At 60.9% G+C, this 15,311-nt stretch carries 14 protein-coding genes and 1 tRNA gene; 4 read left to right on the forward strand and 11 right to left on the reverse strand.

Translation table 11 applies throughout. The features are described 5' to 3' along the window. Positions 1–28 precede the first annotated feature (28 nt). The 3 genes from AB7783_RS18550 to AB7783_RS18560 all read right to left on the reverse strand — a co-directional run bounded on the left by AB7783_RS18550 (position 29) and on the right by AB7783_RS18560 (position 1,724). Positions 29–709 (reverse strand): ParA family protein, encoded by a 681-nt coding sequence (locus tag AB7783_RS18550; RefSeq protein ID WP_068728738.1) that lies wholly within the window; start codon positions 707–709, stop codon positions 29–31. A 209-nt stretch (positions 710–918) separates the two neighbouring features. Further along, on the reverse strand, positions 919–1,290 hold the full coding sequence (locus AB7783_RS18555; protein ID WP_244499613.1) for a hypothetical protein: 372 nt from the start codon (positions 1,288–1,290) through the stop codon (positions 919–921). A gap of 173 nt (positions 1,291–1,463) precedes the next feature. After that, the gene (locus AB7783_RS18560) at positions 1,464–1,724 is read right to left on the reverse strand and encodes a hypothetical protein (protein ID WP_441278442.1); all 261 of its coding nucleotides are present in this window, start codon (positions 1,722–1,724) and stop codon (positions 1,464–1,466) included. Positions 1,725–1,982: 258 nt separating this feature from the next. Between AB7783_RS18560 and AB7783_RS18565 the strand changes: the two genes are divergently transcribed. Next, complete coding sequence (locus AB7783_RS18565) at positions 1,983–2,630, forward strand: SGNH/GDSL hydrolase family protein (protein ID WP_093757110.1); 648 nt, start codon at positions 1,983–1,985, stop codon at positions 2,628–2,630. Positions 2,631–2,650: 20 nt separating this feature from the next. On the opposite strand, the gene AB7783_RS18570 is transcribed toward AB7783_RS18565, so the two are convergent. The 4 genes from AB7783_RS18570 to AB7783_RS18585 all read right to left on the reverse strand — a co-directional run bounded on the left by AB7783_RS18570 (position 2,651) and on the right by AB7783_RS18585 (position 4,448). Beyond that, a complete protein-coding gene (locus AB7783_RS18570; RefSeq protein ID WP_089266247.1) occupies positions 2,651–2,881 on the reverse strand; it encodes a hypothetical protein in 231 nt (76 codons plus the stop codon). Positions 2,882–3,144: 263 nt separating this feature from the next. Continuing rightward, a tRNA-His gene (locus AB7783_RS18575) sits at positions 3,145–3,221 on the reverse strand. Positions 3,222–3,372: 151 nt separating this feature from the next. Continuing rightward, positions 3,373–3,807, reverse strand: a complete 435-nt coding sequence (locus tag AB7783_RS18580) for a phasin (protein ID WP_068728746.1) — start codon at positions 3,805–3,807, stop codon at positions 3,373–3,375. Positions 3,808–4,076: 269 nt separating this feature from the next. Then, complete coding sequence (locus AB7783_RS18585; RefSeq protein ID WP_115033036.1) at positions 4,077–4,448, reverse strand: phasin; 372 nt, start codon at positions 4,446–4,448, stop codon at positions 4,077–4,079. Between the two features lie 366 nt (positions 4,449–4,814). On the opposite strand from AB7783_RS18585, the gene AB7783_RS18590 reads away from it, so the two are divergent. After that, positions 4,815–8,075, forward strand: a complete 3,261-nt coding sequence (locus AB7783_RS18590) for a PAS domain-containing protein (protein ID WP_441278443.1) — start codon at positions 4,815–4,817, stop codon at positions 8,073–8,075. A gap of 15 nt (positions 8,076–8,090) precedes the next feature. Here the strand turns inward: AB7783_RS18590 and AB7783_RS18595 are convergent, their stop codons facing one another. Continuing rightward, a complete protein-coding gene (locus AB7783_RS18595; protein WP_441278444.1) occupies positions 8,091–9,299 on the reverse strand; it encodes an NnrS family protein in 1,209 nt (402 codons plus the stop codon). 24 nt (positions 9,300–9,323) lie between these two features. Then, entirely contained in the window at positions 9,324–9,767 is a 444-nt protein-coding gene (locus tag AB7783_RS18600) for a pseudoazurin (RefSeq protein WP_441278445.1), read from the reverse strand. A 153-nt stretch (positions 9,768–9,920) separates the two neighbouring features. On the opposite strand from AB7783_RS18600, the gene AB7783_RS18605 reads away from it, so the two are divergent. Continuing rightward, positions 9,921–10,628: a Crp/Fnr family transcriptional regulator gene (locus tag AB7783_RS18605; protein WP_441278446.1), complete on the forward strand. Its 708-nt coding sequence runs from the start codon at positions 9,921–9,923 to the stop codon at positions 10,626–10,628. A 5-nt stretch (positions 10,629–10,633) separates the two neighbouring features. Here AB7783_RS18605 and AB7783_RS18610 read toward each other — a convergent pair whose 3' ends face one another. Together AB7783_RS18610 and AB7783_RS18615 are read right to left on the reverse strand one after the other, a co-directional pair. Continuing rightward, the gene (locus tag AB7783_RS18610) at positions 10,634–11,968 is read right to left on the reverse strand and encodes an ATP-binding protein (RefSeq protein ID WP_441278447.1); all 1,335 of its coding nucleotides are present in this window, start codon (positions 11,966–11,968) and stop codon (positions 10,634–10,636) included. Further along, the gene (locus AB7783_RS18615) at positions 11,965–12,630 is read right to left on the reverse strand and encodes a response regulator transcription factor (protein WP_175367893.1); all 666 of its coding nucleotides are present in this window, start codon (positions 12,628–12,630) and stop codon (positions 11,965–11,967) included. Before AB7783_RS18615 ends, AB7783_RS18610 begins: the two co-directional genes overlap by 4 nt. Before the next feature lie 366 nt (positions 12,631–12,996). On the opposite strand from AB7783_RS18615, the gene AB7783_RS18620 reads away from it, so the two are divergent. Next, positions 12,997–15,297, forward strand: coding sequence for a TonB-dependent receptor (locus AB7783_RS18620; protein WP_441278448.1), 2,301 nt, complete (start codon positions 12,997–12,999; stop codon positions 15,295–15,297). Positions 15,298–15,311: the final 14 nt, after the last annotated feature.

The following is a 15,311-nucleotide window of genomic DNA, read 5'->3' on the forward strand; positions in this document are numbered from 1 at the left end:
TTCTGGGGTCAAAAGAGCAGAACGGCTATCAGGCCGCCTGCTTGTGCATCGCGCCGGTCGCCGATCCGTTGCCACGAATAGCCTTGATCGAACGTTCGATCGCCGCCCACAGCTTCCCGATCTCGCTGGCTGCGCGACCTTCTGCCTGATATTCGCGGGCGCCTTCGCCGTTGCCAAGCGCGAGCAGGAGATCTGCACGGTTGGTGATCTGACCGGACCACACCGGAGCCTTGAACTTGGCGAGCGCTTCGCGGGCGATCGTCACGATACGGCTTTCGGAATCGTCACGGCGTGCCGGCGCACCATTGATGACAACCGCATAGGGCTTGCGGGCCGAACGGCAAGACTGAATCGTTGCCTGCACGGCGTCGACGTCGAACACGCCGGGACGCGCAGGAATGATCACCATGGTTGCGTTCTTGATGGCATCGTCGACCACAGCCGATGTGTTCGGCGGCGTATCGATGAACACCCATTCGAAACCATCACGCTTCGCGGCGGCAACCATTTCGGTCACGCTGCGATTTGCGATCTTCAGCGGCGGTTCATTTGTTCCCCGCAGCTTGTGCCACAGCGTCAACGAACCCTGCGGATCCGCGTCGATGAGCAAGCAAGGCTTCGTTGATTTATGAACTTGAGCAGCAAGATGTGCAGCCAGGGTACTCTTCCCCGAGCCGCCTTTACGCGATGCGAAAACTATGACGTTCATATGTTGGCCTCCAGATTGACCCCAGGAGGCGAAAATGAATCAGTCTGCTGATTCGTTAAAGTCATATTTACGCGTAATTCAAGGATATGTGCCTGATTTGTTTGGAATGTTGGTTTTTGAGTCACACAGTGCGGCGCAACAGGCCCGAAATGAGTCAGGTGTAGTACGCTTGTCGCCACTTTGTCGCACTCTGGTATCAAGTCAGGCGCTCAAATCTTGCTATCAGCGCCGTTGGAACGAGTTGAGTCCGGACCTTCGATAGCAATGCCCTTCGCGCGCTGACGTTCGATCCACTTTCGCTCAAGCCAACCGAGAAACTGCGCCACCGGTTTTTCCAGCGGCGGAATATCCTGCGCGATGAGGATGAGTCCGAGCGGCAGCATCCAGAGGCCCAGCACGGGAAGAATGCTGAAAATCCCACCGATAATCAGCAAAATGCCAAGCGGGAATCGAATGAGCTTCGATGAGGGCTTGCGCAACCAACCTACAAATCGAGCCGGTCGGGGCGGAAGTTTGGTTTCGAACCATGCAAGGTGCCGATTGAGTTCGGCCTTGTAGTCGATATTGGTTTCGCTGCTCAAAATGACGCTCCTTGTGGTTTGGAGATGTTGCTTCGTGACGTGATACCAACGTGTCAGTTTGTCACGGGTTCATTTTTTTGCCACGATCGATGGCGTCACGGTGCGGCGACTCGGCAAGATCACGCCGTTCTGCACGCTGACTAAACGTCCGTTCACGTGAGAGCGAAGCCTGATCAGCTCGGACGAGTCGGTTTTTTCGCCCTTCGCGACTTGATCGTGGGTTTGCGCGCGCTGACCGGCGTTGCCCGAAAGAATTGCGCGCAGCCCGGGCTCAATTGCGCCCGCTTCTGGATCATGCAGGCCGTCACGCGATCCACATCAGGAATGGCTGCACTGCAGAGCCGAAAGGCATCGCCGGTGCAGAGCTGTTGCTGATCGTCGGTATAGGCTTGCGACGGCGTCGCCAAGAACGACGCGCCGATCATGAGTGACATGGCAAGCGACCCGCTCAAAATCCCTGGACGTACCGACATTAGTCCCCCCTGGTTGCACGTTATCGTGGGAGTGTCGGAGACGATTGCCAGCTTGGCAAGGTGGACGTGACGGGGATCGGGCTTGCCTTCGCGCCGGCCCTGTAGTTTCTCCCGGACATCGCGGCGCCGTTGCCCCGTCGCGACCTCGTGCGAGAGACGGTCCAGGATGAACAGTGAGACAAGAGCGATACTCCGAACCTGCGCGGACGGTCCACGATCATGAACTGGACCCGTATTGGCATTATCGGCTTCGTGGGGTTGTGCGGCTGGGCGGCATGGCCCAAAGGAAATGACGCGACGCCGCCGCGCCCACTTCTGATCAGGGCAGCATTGAAACAGGTCGATGATCCCGTCATCATCCTCGGCGACAGTATCGTCAAACGCGCAACCTTCCCCCGTGCCGTATGCGGTCGGCCCATCGTCAATGCCGGAATCGACGGATCGACGACATCGAGCGGTCTCGATGCCATGCTGACAAAAGCACTTGGCGGGAAGCAGGCCGCCATGGTCGTCGTCTCCCTCGGACTCAATGATGCTGCGGTCCCTGTGAACGCGGACTCATACAGGACCAACTATCTCGCTTTGCTCGCGACGCTAAAATCCACGGCTCCACGAATGGCCATCGCGACGGTGACACCTGTTGAAGCCGGCAAATCCGATAGCGCGCGCATCAACGACCGGGCGATCGACAGCTACAACGCGTTGCTGCCAACCATCGCGGGCGATGCTGGCGCGAGCCTTGTCACCATCCCGTCCATGCCAGCGAAATACACAACCGATGGCATTCACCTGAATGATGCCGGCTATGCCATCTGGACCAAGGCGGTTCTCGGCGGGGTCAGCGACGTCCTCTGCAAAGGCAAGTAACAACAACGCAGAAAACCGCATCAGGCCTCATTGACGCCAACGCCGCGCTCATCAAGGAGCTGCTGCCCTTTCAACGTGATCCTAAATTTCGGCCCCGCGGCCGGCTTGGCTTGATCGATTACCTCGACAAGCCCTTGAGCAATCAGCCCGTCAAGCACGGCACGTTTTTCGGCATTGAGATCGGGCCCAGAGGCGCGCGCGATGTCGCACATCATCGCAATAGCGGTATTGCTGATATCAGCGTCGATCATGATTGCCTCCCTGTCGTTGGGAAGCCAACGGAACGATGGCAATCGAGTTCCACGACCGGCCTAGCGGAAGCACGCGGGCATTTACGACGTCGAGTTGCCCGAAGGCGGGCTGTTCTGCCCAAGCCCTACAGCCCCGAGCAGATCGTGGGCACGCTGAATGATCTGACCGGCGCGCCGGCATTGCCGGCCCGACCCAAGCGGTCAGACATTGTCGCAGCCCAAAGCAACGGCCACGCTCGAATCGGCTAAATGATTGATTTGTATGGTACAGTTGGGTGGTCTCGAACCACCGACCTCCTGCTCCACAAACAGGCGCTCTAACCAACTGAGCTACAACTGCATCCTGACCGGCCCCAAAATCAGGGGGTCCCGAACAGGCGGGAAACTAGGTGCAACGCATCACTTTGGCAAGGCCGCGATGATGATTTTTGGCGCAAACAAAAGCCCGGGCTTGCGGCCCGGGCTTTCGATTATTTGGCGGTGCGATCGGCTCAGGCGGCCGGCTGGAACAGCTTCGAAGCGCCGGTCTTGATCGGTTCGGCGGTCTCGGTGGCGATCTTCTGGCCGAGTTCGGCCAGCTGTTTGGTCTGACCGGTGAAGGTTTCAACCTGGCTGCGCGCAAAAGCGGTCCACAGCTCCATCGCCTGCGAAGGCGACTTCACGCCGATCAGCGACTGGGCGAAGTCAAAACCCGCATTGGTGTTGGTCTTGGCAATGTCGAGCAGCTTGGCCGAATATTCGGCAGCGCCCTTGGTGGCCGTGCCGAACACGGCTTCAACCGTGCTGTTATGGGTCTCGGCAGCGTCCTTGAACTTGGCATAACCCTCGCGCGCCTGCGAGACGCCCTTTTCGGCGAACGCGCGGACCTGCTCCGGCACCTGGAACGGGATAACGGAAGATGAGAACGGATCGGTCGATTCGGCCATAGCGTGCATCCTTCGTGGTGGGGGGTGAAATCAATAAACCCGTGGAGGCTGCGAAAGGCACCGGTGCCTTTCATCAGCTGGCGGGAAACAGAGCGGCATCGCCATCAGCGATGCGTCATTGTGGTTACCGCAATATCATGTCGGAATTGTGCGGCGCAACAAAATATTGCACCGCAGAATCGCATGAGACCCGGATCGAATGCGCGCCCACGTCATGGAACTCGCTAAATATCAATCACTGATTGCATGGCGGAGAGCGCAGGGGTCGGTCAGCTCTTGGGCTTGGCGGCGTCCATGGCAGCGCGGCTCATGATCTGGCCCATTTCGCTGGCTTGCTCTGCCAGCGACTTCATCTGCGACTGCACGTATTCGCTGTGGAGCCGCATGACGTCGCCGAGATCCTTGGCGTGCAGCAACTGCTGGGCATAATCCAGCGACGCGGCGACGTTCTTCTCGGCATAGGCGATGGCCTTGGTGCTGACATCCTTAGCGCCGGCGCGCACGGTCTCACCGCGATTTTCGATCGACGACGCCGTGCTCTGGGCGCTGGCCAGAAATTTCTCGAATGCCTGCTTGGCCTGGTCGAAGCTGGCTTCGGCCATTGCGCGCATTTCCTTCGGAATTTCGAATTGGTCGGTCATGTCCCGCTCCATTTTGCATTGACGAAGCCGTCCACGGCCCCGTCTCCCGTGTCGCCCACTGCAATCTAGCCGAGCTTGGCATCGCCGATGTGACGCGGCGTCCCGTCCTCGTCCGATCCCATCGTGGACCTTTGTTTTTGTTTTGCAACTGCCAACGCATGGCCCAGCCCCTCCGTTCGGCAGAATGCCGAACCCTTGGAGCGGATTAACGTTATTGCTGTTTTGCCCTGCTGGAATGGGCGGGGGACGTGGACCTGCGCGTCCGCGCGGGCGATACTAACGAATTATTAAGGATGTCATCGTTTGGCCCGCAATCTGTGACGCGGATACCGGACGGGCGCCCAACGAGTCAGTCATGAAGTGCCGATGAACAATGCGGATTTTCAGTTGCGGGGCGTTGGCGATGCACGGCTGGCCGTACATGCCACCAGCAACCAGCCGGTCTGGCTGTGGTCGCGCGACGGCACCCGTGTGCTATGGGCCAATCCGGTCGGCGCGCGACTGTTCGGCGCCCGTAATGCAGCGGACCTGTTTGCCAGGACTTTCGGCCCCGCCGATACCCATCGCCGCCAGATAGCCCAGCTCGGCTCCCGGTTGCCGGCCAGTGGCGCAATGCGGCTGGAGCGCCTGCGCGGCTTCGGCGCGGCGCTGGGCAGCTTGATGACCTGCGCCTGCTCGCAGCTTGAATTTCCCGATGGCGGCAGCGGCATTCTCGTTGTCGCAGCGGAGCCGCTCGGTGGCCGCGGCATGCCGCTGGTCGAACGTCTGCAAAATCTCGTCGAGGGAATCGACACTCCTATCGCCGCCTTTGCACGCGACGGCCTGTTCGTCGGCGCCAACGAAATGGCTCGGGCGCTGCTTGGTTTTCGCAATCTCTCCGATGCCGGCCTCGATCATGCGCGCGACGGCGCGCTGAAGGACGGCCGCATCGAAACACCTATCGGCTTTGGCCGCATGGTACTGCAGCGCGTGGGCAGTGGCGCCGATGTCGGACTGGTGGCGCTGATCGCGCCGGGCGCTGTGCATCCGGCGCCGAGCGAAGAAGAACTCGAGGCTCCGGCAGAGCCGGAAGCCAGCGTTGAACCACAGAGCGCCCTTGCAGAGCCGAGTGACCTGTTTGTCGAATTCGATGAGGCCACCGGGGCAAAAGACCCGAGCGAAAACGCTATCGACATCGACGCTCCGATCGAGCCGGAAAAAGCCGAGATCGATCGCGACGTACATCTCGAAGAGGTGATCGCCGAAACCATCGCACATGCCGACGCACCGACTGAGACTGATGCGCAGACGCCGACCGTCGAAGCCGTTGCCGACCAACCTGCGTCCGTCGCGCTGCCCGAGATCGAACCGCGCACGACACCGCTCCGTTTCGTATGGCAGATCGATGCGGAGAAGCGTTTCACACTGAACTCCGACGAGTTCGTCCACCTGATCGGCCCACGCACAGCGGCAAGCTTTGGCCACAAGTGGAACGATCTCACAGCCGAATTCAATCTCGATCCCGATAGCCACGTCGTCAAGGCGATGGCCACGCAGCAGACATGGAGTGGCATCACGCTGCTCTGGCCGGTGGATGGCGGTGGCCGCCTGCCTGTCGAACTCTCTGGCCTGCCGCTTTTCGATCGCGAGCGCAATTTCACCGGCTATCGCGGTTTCGGTGTTTGCCGTGATCTCGATGGAATGACGCGGCTCGCCGAGCAACGTCGACATGATCACATCGGCGATCCACCGCCCCGACCATTATCCGCCGATGTCGCGCAGGCCGGCCCTGTCGGCGACAGTCTCGATGAACCGATTGCCCTCACCACCACCCCGATACCAGAACAGACACCACCGCCAACCACACCGGACAGCACCGTGCAACCACCCGAGAACGTCGTGCCATTTCGACCAGGCGATCCCAGATCGCCGGCACTGACGCCTGTCGAGAACAGCGCCTTCAACGAGCTTGCGCGGCAATTGTCGGCGCGGCTTGAGTCGGAAACGGGACTGATCACGAGCACGAACACACCCGAAGCGGACCGCGAGACGGACGATGCACCGACGGCTGCCCAGACCTTGTCTCAGCCAACTGAGGCGGCGTCACAGGCTGCCTGGCTGACAACGCCACCGGCTGCACCGCGCGGCGAGATGATGCGCGACAAGGTGCTGCTCGACCTGATGCCGGTCGGCGTCCTGATCTATCGCCTCGATCGCCTGCTGTTCGCCAATCCCGCCTTCCTCGCCCGAATGAACTATCCGAGCCTGAACGCCCTGGAAGAAGCGGGTGGCCTCGATGCGCTCTATGTCGGAGCTGATGTCTCTTCTGCGGCCAGCACCTCCGATGACGGCACCGCCGTCACTATTTCGGGCGGTGACCAGTCCGGCAACACAGTGCCCGCCGAAGCGCACCTGTACACGATTTCATGGGACAACGAACCGGCACATGCGCTGATTTTCGCTCCGCCCAAGGCAGAGCCTGTCGCCGCCCCTGTTACGATCGCTGCGCCCGTTGCAGACGCGCCATTGCCCGCTGGCCATATCGATGCCGAAGATCTGGCCACAATCCTCGATACCACGGCCGAAGGCGTCATCATGTTCGACGCCGAAGGCAACATCAATTCCTGCAACCGCAGCGCCGAGGCGCTGTTCGGCTATAGCGGCGAATTACTGACGCAGCGGAATCTGACCGACCTGTTCGCTGCAGAAAGCCGCCGCGTGGTGCAGGACTATCTCGCAAGCGTCAAGGAATCCGGCGTAGCCAGCCTGATAGATCATGGCCGTGAGGCGCTGGGCCAGGTGCGCGCCGGAGGCCTCGTGTCGCTGTCGATGACCATCGGCCGCACGCGCACGGATGGACCGAACTTCTTTGCCGTGTTCCGCGACCTGACGCAGACGAAGAAGACCGAAACCGAACTGCTGAATGCACGCCGCCAGGCCGATCGTGCGGCAACGGCCAAGGCGGATGTGCTGGCGCGGATCAGCCACGAGGTCCGTACACCGCTGAATGCCATCATCGGCTTCGCGGAAGTGATGGTCGACCAGCGCTTCGGCCCGCTCGGCAACGAGCGCTATGTCGAATACATGAAAGACATTCGCGCCTCGGGCGAACGCGTCATCGCGATCGTCAACGATCTGCTCGATCTGTCACGCATCGAGACCGGAAAGATCGACCTCGCTTTCACCACGCAGAACCTCAACGAGATGGTGGAGCAATGCGTTGCGGTGATGCAGCCGCAAGCCAATCGTGGCCGCATCATCATCCGCACCTCGCTGGCCCATCTGCTGCCGACCGTCGTCGCCGACGCCCGTGCGCTGCGGCAGATCACGCTGAATCTGATCGGCAACTCGATCCATCTCGCCAATGCCGGCGGTCAGGTGATCGTCTCCACCGCATTGTCGGACTTCGGCGAGATCGTACTGCGCGTCCGCGACACCGGTCACGGCCTCAACGACAACGAACTCGCCGCCGCGATGGAGCCCTTCCGGAGTTCGACGCCGGCGGATTCTTCGGAGAGTTCGGGTGTCAGCCTGTCGCTGACCAAAGCCCTCGTCGAAGCCAACAACGCGCGCTTCCAGATCAAGACCGCGCCGAGCTCGGGCACGCTGATCGAGGTGGCATTTTCGAATGCGGCGATGAAGGCCTGAGCGGCCTTCACCGATTTAGCGACTGAGCGCCATCGCCGCGTCGGAACGGCGTGGCTTGCGATAGCCGATCAGCAGCGGACCGAATGAGACGGCGAAGCCGATAAAGGCCGCGACCCACGTCAATGCTGCAACATGGAGCAGCGGCGGACTGTAAGCCGGCGCGATCACGGCGCCGATCCGCGCCAGTGCCGCCACGATGACGGCGGCATAGATCATCAGCGTCGTACGTGAGGCATGCAGTGCCTGGCCGGTATGACCGAGTGTTGCCCGGCTCATGACAGCCAGCGTCATGACGCCGGCCGCACCTGCCATCCATGCATGCAGGCCGGCGCTGGGCGCGACCCATCCTGCTGCCGCTGCGGCATTCAGCAGAAAACCCAGCGGCACGAAAGCGTAACCAATATGCAGGATCAGCAGCAGGCCCTCGCGCGAGGTGCGATCGCCGGCCCAGCGCGCAAGACGCATGATGTGCAGCACACCGACCAGCGCGAGAGCCACTCCCGTTAGTTCGGCAAAGGGCCGCGCGATCCACAGCACCACCGCAGCGGCGCTGACGGCAATGACAACCATATCGAAACGCGCGAACGGCACTGGAAGCCGACCGGGATTCTCGCGCACCAGCCAGTTGCGGGTGAAGCTCGGAATGATCCGCCCGCCGATCAGCGAGATCAGCAACACCACGACCGCGACGCCGATCCGGATGCTGACGTCTGCGACGCCAGCAAGATGAGCTTCGACATGAAAGGCGATGTTACCGAGCAGCAGGAAGGCGACGATGCCGACCACTGGCAGATTGCGCCAGTTGCGGCCCGCCGCGATCTCGCGGGTTGCAGCGGCAGCGACCAGCGTCAGGAAACTCACATCCACCAGCATCGCCACGAGCCAGCCGGTATAGGCCGAAAACGTCAGGCAAATCCGTCCCGCGATCCAGAGGACGACCAGCCCGAGCAAGGGCAAGCCGCGGATTGGCAACCGGCCGGTCCAGTTCGGAATCGCCGTGAACAGAAAGCCGGTGACCACGGCCGACATGAAGCCGAACAGCATCTCGTGAATGTGCCAGTCGCGCGGCGCAAAACCGGTGGCCAGCGCCAGCCAGCCATGGAAGGCCGGCATCCAGACCAGAATTCCCAAGCCGGCATAACACGCACCGAGCAGGAAAAAGGGGCGGAAGCCGGCCGAGAGCAACGGCCAATCGGCGATGGAGCGAACACGAAGAAGCGTCATCGTTACTCTCCCGTTTGGGGCGTGTTACTTCGCAGCGACTTTCTCGAACAGCGCCGCGAACGCTGTCTTGGCCTTCCCGGGATGGGTCACTGCCTTGGCTTCGGTCGCGTTGGTTGGCGCACCGACCACCACCAGTCCCACCATGCCCATGCCGTAATGTGGCGCGCATTTCACGCCGTAGACGCCGGGCTTGTCGAAGGTCACCACGAGGTCCTGGCTCATCTTGCCAATGAAGGGCGTCGCATCGGCGGGCAGCATGCCTTTGACCGATTCAACGCTGTGCGCCTTGTCAGTCGACACGAATTTCACGGTATCGCCGGGCTGCACATTGACCAGTGCGGGCTCGAACACCATTGCGGTCCCGTCGGCGCCCTTGTTGAGCATTTTGACCTCGACTTCCGCAGCGCCAGCGGCGCCTGTCAGAGCGAAAAGGACGGCGGCGGTTGCAAGCATAAGAGCCTTGCGCATCGTATTTCTCCGTAAACTCCGGTCATTTCAGCCGGATGCGCCAAATTAGGCCTGCCGCCCGGCCTCGACATTGCGCCAGCGCAAACTTCCGCTTGATCGACGCCCGCAATCACGGTCTAGAAGTGGCCGGAACGGGAATTTGACGGAGAACGCATGTCGGCGGTCGACAGCTCCATGGTCGCGCATCTGCCGCTGTTCGAGAGTCTCGACACCGCAGCCTGCGAGGCGATCCTGCGCGAGGCGCATTCGATCCGCGTCCCGAAGAACAAGGTGATTTTCGAGCAGGGCGAGGACGTCCACTCGTTCTATCTGCTGCTCCATGGCCATATCCGCGCGACCAAGATGACGCCCGCCGGCGAACAGGTGATCGTGCGCTATGTCGCGACCGGCGAGATCTTCGGGATCGGTCAGGCGATGGGACTGACGGCTTATCCGGCGACCGCAACGGCGGTGGATGACAGCGTGGTTCTGGTGTGGCCTACCACGATCTGGACGCGGCTGGTTGCCGACTATCCCGCTCTCGCCGCCAATACGCTCAAGACCGTCGGTAGCCGGTTGCAGGAAGCGCATACGCGCGTGGTCGAGATGTCGACCCAGCAGGTCGAGCAGCGCGTTGCTCACGCCCTGCTGCGACTGGTGAACCAATCAGGCCGCAAGACCGCGCAAGGCATCGAGATCGATTTCCAGTTGAGCCGTCAGGATATCGCTGAAATGACCGGCGCCACGGTCTTCACCGTGAGCCGCACGCTCAGCACCTGGGAACAGCGCGGGCTGATCGAAAGCAGCCGGCAGCGCATCGTGTTGCGCGAACCCGAGACATTGCGTGCGCTTGCCGACGCTTTCCCAGGTGACGACGCGTAGCGTAATTACGCAGCTTCGAACTGCCTGACTTCGTTCGACACGTCACCGAGTGGGATCGAGACGGCAGCCCTGACGCCCTGAGCATCGTCGCGGTTTGCGATATCGAGGCTGAAGCCGTTACGATCCGCCGCCGTCCGGGCAATCGCCAATCCGAGCCCCGTGCCGTCGATATCCATCGGCGCCGCACGGAAGAAGCGGTCGTAGAGATACGGCACGGCGGATTCCGGAATTCCGCATCCGCTGTCGATCACCTCGATGACGAAATCTGTGCCTCGGCGCACAGCCTTGATGCTGACCGCGCCGCCGGCGCGCGTGTAACGCACCGCATTGTCGAGCAGGTTCGAGACGATCAGCCGGAGATCGGCGGCACGGACATTCAATTCATCACGCGTCCCCGGTACGATCGCGAGTGAGACGCCCTTGGCCTCGGCGATGGAGACGAAGCCGGACACCACCAGCCGCACGAAGGCCTCGGCATCGACGACCTCAGCTTCGCTTTCGATGCCGGCATCGGCGCGAACCATGGTCATCAACTGGTTGACCGAATAAGAGGCCCTTCGAATCCCGTCGAGTAGATCCTGCGCGATTTCACGCTCAGGCCCATTGAGTTCCCGTGCCCGCAGATTATCGATCTGGATCTGAAGCGCCGCGAGCGGAGTCCGCAATTCATGTGCCGCGTCAGACACGAAGCGACGCTGGGTCTCCAGCGCGGTCTGATGTCGCTCGATCAGCGAATTCATGGCTGTCACCAGCGGAGCGACTTCGACCGGAACGCCTTTCAGACTTAGCGCGTCCTTCGCATCGGCACTGCGCTGGCCGATATCAGCCGATAGTGTCCCAAGCCCGGACAATACGCGCTTCACGGCCCACCAGATCATCAGCCATGCGATCGGAATGGCGGCGATCAACGGCACCGCAGCGCCCGCGGCCGCATAGGCGGCAACTTCCTCACGTGCACTCCAGCGCTGCGCAACCTGGATCGCATGCGTCGCATCACGCGACCTGAACACGCGCCAGCGCTCTCCACCTGCGGTCACATCGGCATAGCCGAGTTCCGACTGAAACGGGATATCGACCGAAGGGCCTGAACGGTGAATGGGCTGTTTCGACTGATCCCAGATCTGGATCACCAGCTGGTCTTCCAGCTCGGCATCGATCCGCGGCTCGATATCATGTCGGAACACCATGCCCGCCGTGAGTGCAACCTCATGAAGGGCATTATCCTGGAAGCTGTTCACCTCGTATTTGACGAAATAATAGGACGTGATGGCCGCAGCAACGCCGACCAAGATCAGCAGTCCCGTGACGTAAGTCATCACGGTCTTTCGCAACGACGTCATGCGCCCTCCTTGGTGACCATCCAGCCCGCACCGCGGACATTGCGGACAATGTCCTTGTCAAATTTCTTGCGCAGTCCGTGGATCAACACGTCGACTGCGTTGCTCTGGACTTCCTCGCCCCAACCGTAGATCCGGCTCTCGATCTGGCTGCGCGACAGGATTTGCCCGGGGCGTTCCATCAAAGCCTGTAGCACCGCAAATTCGCGCACCGACAGCAGATGCTTAATATCGCGGAATGTCGCCACCTGCGTCGATGGATCCAGCGTGATCTCCGCGGACGTCATGAGCGATATCACGCGGCCATTCGCACGTCGCGTGACTGCGCGGATTCGCGCGAGCAGTACCGGCAATTCAAACGGCTTGACGATGTAATCGTCTGCGCCGAGATCGAGGCCCGCAACCATATCGGACACGCCATCCCGCGCGGTGATGATAAGGGCCGGCGTGGTCATGCCTGCTTTTCTTTTCGCCTTGAGCACGTCCAGGCCGGACATCTTGGGCAGGCCAATGTCGATCAGAGCGACCGCATATTCCGACCGGTCCATCGCGGCGAAGCCATCGCGGCCATTGCGCGCCCAGTCGACACTCATGCCATTCTCGCTCAGGCCGCGCACCAGCGCCTTGCCGAACATGGCATCGTCTTCGATCAGTAGAACACGCATCATTCAATCTCGTGCCTGCGGGACATTCGGAAAGCCAGTCAGTCAGACAACATCGGAGGCATCCCGATATTCCCTTATCCCAGGTGTCGGTGACTGCGGCGCTTACGCGCATTGCAGCGCTTGTCCAGTGACCAATCGTTTGGCGCAGGCTAGCCGCCGCTCCTCGTTTAGAACGATTACAAATTATCTAGACGCCATTGGTGCGTAGATCACACACCTTGGGCATATCCCGCGAAGTTCGAATTATTCTAAACGCCATCTAATTCGCGCCTAATACTCCGAATTGCAGATGTGTCCAAGTGTTTCCGAGGAAGCACAAGGACCGCCGGCATTTGCATGAGCGGAGAATATTTCAGGGGCGTAGTAATGACTTCCAGGACTTCTATCGGGGGGCGCGGCACGGCGGCGCGCAAAGCTTTTCTGATTTCGACGAGCGCGGCGGCCATCATCGCGGCGGGATTTTGCATCGCAGAGCCGGCGATTGCACAGAATGCGAATTCCGGCGCATCGACATTGCCGCCGGTGCAGGTCGACGCGCCCAGCGCGCCGCGCGTCCGCCGTGCCCAGCCGCAGCGCGCCGCATCCGGCCGCGTCGCCCGCACCCGCCCCGTTGTGCCGCAGCCGGTTCGCCAGCCGCTCAGCGTCAACCCTCAGGACGCACAGTCCGGCCAGGTCGGCTACATCACCCGCAATATTTCGAGCGGCACCAAAACCAACACCGCGCTCCTCAACGTGCCGCAATCGGTCACGGTGCTGACGAAGGAATTCATCCGGGATCAGGATTTCCGCAGCATCGGCGAAGCGGTTCGCTACGTGCCGGGCGTCGTGCCGCATCAGGGCGAAGGCAATCGCGACGACGTGGTCATCCGCGGCCAGCGCACCAATGCCGACTTCTTTATCGATGGAATCCGCGACGACGTGCAGTATTTCCGCGATCTCTACAACACCCAGCGTATCGAGGTCCTGAAGGGACCGAATGCCATGATCTTCGGCCGCGGCGGCGGCGGCGGCGTCATCAATCGCGTGCAGAAGGAAGCCGACGGCGTTCCGATCCGCGAAGTGACAGTTCAGGGTGGCTCGTTCGACAACAAGCGCGTCACCATCGATACCGGCGGCGCCGTAAATGAAAATGTCGCGGCGCGCATCAACGCAATGTATGAAAACTCCGGCAGCTATCGCGACTTCGTCAATCTTGAGCGCTACGGCATCAACCCGACTGTGACGATCCGCGGCGAGGACACCAAGGTCAAGCTCAGCTACGAATATCTGCATGACGATCGCACCGCGGATCGCGGTATCCCGGCGCAAGGCACGGTGCCGGCGCCCACGAACGCACGTCCGACCGTGCCATTCGCAACCAATGCCTCGACCTTCTTCGGCAATCCGGACCAGAGTTATTCGAAGCAGGACGTCCACATCGCGAACGCCGTGATCGACCACGACTTCAACAACGGTCTCTCGGTCAAGAATTCGTCGCGCTACGCCAATTACGACAAGTTCTACCAGAACGTCTTCCCGACCACGACGTACTTCGTGGACTCCTCGGGCCAGGCGTCCATCTCGGCTTATAATAACCTGGCCCAGCGCGAAAATCTGTTCAATCAGACCGACTGGACTTACAAGACCAATACCGGCCCCGTGCTGCACACGATTGTCTTCGGTACCGAATTCGGACGGCAGAACACGTTCAGCCTCCGCAACACCGGCCAGTTCAACGGCAGCCCTACCCGACTTGTCTCGGCGTCCAACCCAACGATTTTCGAGCCGTGGTCATTCCCGCACGCGGCTACCGACACCAACGCTTATGCGACGCTCGACGTCGCATCGGTCTATATTCAGGACCAGATCGAGGTCAGCCGCTACCTGCAGTTCATCGGCGGCGTTCGTTACGATCGTTTCGACCTCACCTCGCAGAACCTCAACTCGGGCGGCACTTCGGAGAGCCGTGTCGACAACCTTGTCTCGCCCCGCGCCGGCGTGATCATCAAGCCGGTTGACAATGTCTCGGTCTATGGCAGCTACAGCATTTCGTATCTGCCGAGCGCCGGCGACCAGTTTAGTTCTCTAACGCCGAGCCTCGCGGTCACCGTGCCGGAGAAATTCATCAACAATGAAGTCGGCGTGAAATGGGATATCCATCCGCGCCTGCAGGCCTCAGCTGCAATCTATGATCTCGATCGCGAAAATCAGCGTTTCATCGAGAACGGTCAAGTTAAAGCCTTCGGTAAGACCAACACCAAGGGTGCCGAACTTAGCCTGACAGGCTATGTCACCGACCAGTGGCAGGTCACCGGCGGCTACGCTTACACCGATGCGCGCATCGTCGATGCCAGCTCCGCCACGATCGTCGCGGGCAACCGCGTCGGCCTGGTGCCACTCAACACCTTCACCATGTGGAACAAATATCAGTTCAACGAGATGTGGGGTGCCGGCCTTGGCGTCATCCATTACGACGACTTCTTCGCCACGTCGGATGATACTGTGAAGCTGAAGGCTTTCACGCGCGTCGATGCTGCTGTCTATTTCCGGCTCGACAAGACGTGGCGTGCCCAGCTGAATATCGAGAACCTGTTCGATACCAGCTACTATGCCACCGCCGATGCTCCGAACAACATCACACCGGGATCCCCACGTGCGTTCCGGGCGTCGGTGACAGCTAATTTCTAAAAGCCCTCAACAAC

The sequence above is a fragment of the Tardiphaga sp. 172_B4_N1_3 genome, assembly GCF_052076035.1.
Classification (GTDB): domain Bacteria; phylum Pseudomonadota; class Alphaproteobacteria; order Rhizobiales; family Xanthobacteraceae; genus Tardiphaga; species Tardiphaga robiniae.

Coding starts and splice junctions, on each gene's coding strand:
- AB7783_RS18550 (WP_068728738.1), bottom strand. CDS start 709: ATGAACGTCATAGTTTTCGCATCGCGTAAAGGCGGCTCGGGGAAGAGT.
- AB7783_RS18560 (WP_441278442.1), bottom strand. CDS start 1,724: ATGTCACTCATGATCGGCGCGTCGTTCTTGGCGACGCCGTCGCAAGCC.
- AB7783_RS18565 (WP_093757110.1), top strand. CDS start 1,983: ATGAACTGGACCCGTATTGGCATTATCGGCTTCGTGGGGTTGTGCGGC.
- AB7783_RS18570 (WP_089266247.1), bottom strand. CDS start 2,881: ATGATCGACGCTGATATCAGCAATACCGCTATTGCGATGATGTGCGAC.
- AB7783_RS18580 (WP_068728746.1), bottom strand. CDS start 3,807: ATGGCCGAATCGACCGATCCGTTCTCATCTTCCGTTATCCCGTTCCAG.
- AB7783_RS18585 (WP_115033036.1), bottom strand. CDS start 4,448: ATGACCGACCAATTCGAAATTCCGAAGGAAATGCGCGCAATGGCCGAA.
- AB7783_RS18590 (WP_441278443.1), top strand. CDS start 4,815: ATGAACAATGCGGATTTTCAGTTGCGGGGCGTTGGCGATGCACGGCTG.
- AB7783_RS18595 (WP_441278444.1), bottom strand. CDS start 9,299: ATGACGCTTCTTCGTGTTCGCTCCATCGCCGATTGGCCGTTGCTCTCG.
- AB7783_RS18600 (WP_441278445.1), bottom strand. CDS start 9,767: ATGCGCAAGGCTCTTATGCTTGCAACCGCCGCCGTCCTTTTCGCTCTG.
- AB7783_RS18605 (WP_441278446.1), top strand. CDS start 9,921: ATGTCGGCGGTCGACAGCTCCATGGTCGCGCATCTGCCGCTGTTCGAG.
- AB7783_RS18610 (WP_441278447.1), bottom strand. CDS start 11,968: ATGACGTCGTTGCGAAAGACCGTGATGACTTACGTCACGGGACTGCTG.
- AB7783_RS18615 (WP_175367893.1), bottom strand. CDS start 12,630: ATGCGTGTTCTACTGATCGAAGACGATGCCATGTTCGGCAAGGCGCTG.
- AB7783_RS18620 (WP_441278448.1), top strand. CDS start 12,997: ATGACTTCCAGGACTTCTATCGGGGGGCGCGGCACGGCGGCGCGCAAA.